Raw genomic sequence first — 2,955 nt, forward strand, 5'->3', positions numbered from 1 at the left:
GCCGGTGGCCGAGTCGAGGGCGCCGGTGGCCTCGTCGGCGAGCAGGAGTCGGCGGGGCCCGGCGACGGCGCGGGCGATGGCGACGCGCTGCGCCTGCCCGCCGGACATGTCGTCGGGCAGGCGGTCGGCCAGGTCCGCAACACCCACCTGGTCCAGCGCGTACAGCGCGGCCGCCCGGGCGCGCTTGGCGGCCCAGCCGTCCAGTTCCAGGGGGAAGGCGACATTCTCAGCGGCGGTGAGCGCCGGCAGGAGGTTGAAGTCCTGGAAGACGAAGCCGACGGCGCGGCGGCGCACCTCGGCCAGGGCGGTGCGGTCCAGGCCCGCCAGGTCGCGGCCTTCAACGAAGACCCGCCCGGAGGTGGGCTGGTCGAGGGCGCCGGCGAGGTTGAGCAGCGTCGATTTGCCCGACCCCGAGGGCCCCATGACGGCAACGAACTCGCCCTCGGCCACCGTGAGGTGGACGTCGTCCAGTGCGGTGACGGCGCGGGCGCCACTGCCGTGGATGCGGCCGACGCCCTCGAGCCGGAGCACGGGAGGCAGCGGACCGGGGTTAGCCGACGCATCCCGGGTGTCCGGCGTATCCGGGGCGTTCGGCGTGTTCGGTGCGGTCGGCGCATCCGGGGCGATCGACGCTTCCGGGGTCTGGGGTGCGACGGCGGAGTCCTCCGGCATCGGGGACTGGGCGGATGTACGGGACTTGCCGATGCCACGGATCCTGCTGAACACAGCCAGTCACCGCCCAGAGGAGTTGCGAGCGCGGGCGAGGCGACCTTCGACGTCGTCGAGCCACCGCAGCTCGGCCTCAACCGTGAACACGTGATGGTCCAGGACCAGGGTGGCGGCCAGATCCTCAGCGGCGGCGCGGCGGGCGCGGTTGATCTCGTGCAGGGTGGTCTGCGTGGCCTCGCGTTGGCGCTGGATGAGGTCGGCGACGTCGACGTCGGGGCGGGTGGCGGCCAGAGCGAGCTTGATGACCAGCTCGTCGCGGTCGGGGGCGCTGCGCATCACCGGCTTGGCCCACCAGTGGGCGAGTTCGGCCCGGCCGGCGTCGGTGAGCGCCCAGGCGGCCACGTCGCGTCCGGCCGTGGTCAGGGTGGTGGTGTTCGACGCCTTGGCAGCGGACGCCGCGGCGGCCGGGTTGGCGGCCGCGCCTGAGGGGGCAGGTTCGGCGGCCGGGCCGGAAGCTGTGTCAGTCGAAGCGGCGTCGGCATGTGATGCGGCCTCGAGCGCGCCGGGTTCGAGGCGGGCGACCAGGCCGTCACGTTCGAGCCGGGCGAGGGTGGTGGCGACCTGGCCGATGTTGAGCGGCCAGGCGGTGCCGGTGGAGGACTCGAAGTCCTTGCGCAGCTGGTAGGTGCCTGCGGGGCCGCCCGCGAGCAGGGCGAGCAGGGCGTGTTTGATGGCCACGTGCGCTCCCGAGTGTGAAGGAGGTTGCCCGGAAACCCCACAATGGTTACCGAGTAATGCTTACTCGGTAAGGTTAGCGAGCTGGGGCCGGCATGACAAGCACCACTTTCCGGTACGTTCGCCCCGCCAACACCACCCAGACCCACCCAATCCCGCACCAATTCAACGATCTCACCCACACCGACTGAACGACCCGAGGCGAAAGTAGCGCATTCCGTGCCTGCCCCGGCGAGACAGCCAAACCGCGCACTGGCACCGCCCCTCCGTCGGGAGCGAGCAGTCACGAGACGCGGTTGGGGCTAGTGATCGTGGGAAGCGGTTGGGGCGACGAGCCCCGACTCGTAGGCGGCGATGACCAGCTGAGCGCGGTCCCGGGCGCCCAAGCGCGCCAGCAGGGCGGTGATGTGGCTGCGACAGGTGGCGCGAGTGATGCCGAGTTCCTCCTCGATCTCACTGTTGGACAGCCCCCGCGCGATGAGCATGAGCACCTGGCGTTGGCGAGGTGTGAGGCCTTCCAGATGCCCCGGTGTTCCGCCGCCGGGAACCGAGTGCGCCAGCAGCCGGGTCATGACGCTGGCGCCGAGCAGCGACTGCCCGGAGTGGATAGTGCGCACCGCATCCACGAGCACCTGCGGATCGGCGTCCTTGAGTAGGAATCCCGAGGCACCCGCGCGCAGTGCCCCCAGAACGTAGTCGTCCAACTCGAACATGGTCAGGACCAGCACGCGCGTGTCCGCCAGGTCCGGATCGGCGCAGATTCGGGCGGTTGCCTCGATCCCGTCCAGCCCGGGCATCCGGATGTCCATCACGACGACGTCGGGCCGTTCCCGACGAGTGAGAGCAACCGCCTCGTCGCCGTCCGCGACCGCCCCGACCACCGTGAGGCCCGGCTCGGCGTCGATGAGCGCACGCAGGGAGGCGCGCAGCAGTCCCTGATCCTCGGCGATAAGGACGCTGATGACATCACGCATAGCGCTCCTCCAACGGCAGACGAGCCTCGACGGCGAAGCCTTCGGCGTCGAGGCGTGGGCCGACGAGCAGAGTGCCACCGCAGGCCTCGACGCGTTCACGCAGGCCGCGCAGGCCCGTGCCCGTTCCGTCGCGCGGGATCCAGCCGGCCACCGGACCGGAGTCGACGACGCTCACACGCAGCCACCCGTCCTCAACCGCCGCCCTCACCACGGCGCGGGTCGGTCCGGCGTGGCGGGCGGTGTTGCCCAGCGCTTCGCCGACGACGGCGGTCGCAACCTTGAGGAGTGGGAGGAGATCGTCCGGGTTGGCGCTGGGTCCCGATGCGGCTTCCGGAACGGGAAGCGCGGGGGGGATGGGGGCCGGCAGGCCTGGTTGCGTTGCGGCCGGGAACGACGTCACGACCTCGACCGTCACCCCCTGGCGGCGGGCCAGCGCCACCGGCGCTTCCACACACGCCGCGAGGCGGGCCTCCATGTCACGGAGGAGCTGCGTCACCGGGGGAGCTGCGGGCGTGATGGTGTCATCACTTCAGTGTAGGAATCCGCTGCGGGCGCGGCATCAGACCAGGGTTCGACG

Annotated in this window: 4 protein-coding genes; all 4 read right to left on the minus strand. The window is 71.4% G+C overall.

What is annotated here, in order from left to right; all coding sequences use genetic code 11:
• On the minus strand, positions 1-726 hold a 726-nt coding region (locus RWX45_RS12070), incomplete at its 3' end, for an ABC transporter ATP-binding protein (protein ID WP_316023964.1).
• A 6-nt stretch (positions 727-732) separates the two neighbouring features.
• Positions 733-1,407 carry a PadR family transcriptional regulator gene (locus RWX45_RS12075; protein ID WP_316023965.1) on the minus strand — a complete coding sequence of 225 codons (675 nt, stop codon included), beginning with the start codon at positions 1,405-1,407 and terminating at the stop codon, positions 733-735.
• A gap of 299 nt (positions 1,408-1,706) precedes the next feature.
• A complete protein-coding gene (locus RWX45_RS12080; protein WP_316023966.1) occupies positions 1,707-2,378 on the minus strand; it encodes a response regulator transcription factor in 672 nt (223 codons plus the stop codon).
• A complete protein-coding gene (locus RWX45_RS12085; RefSeq protein ID WP_316023967.1) occupies positions 2,371-2,874 on the minus strand; it encodes a hypothetical protein in 504 nt (167 codons plus the stop codon). The genes RWX45_RS12080 and RWX45_RS12085 overlap by 8 nt, the downstream gene beginning before the upstream one ends.
• Between the last annotated feature and the right edge of the window lie 81 nt (positions 2,875-2,955).

The sequence above is a fragment of the Actinomyces sp. MRS3W genome, from assembly GCF_032465695.1.
Taxonomy (GTDB): Bacteria; Actinomycetota; Actinomycetes; order Actinomycetales; family Actinomycetaceae; genus Actinomyces.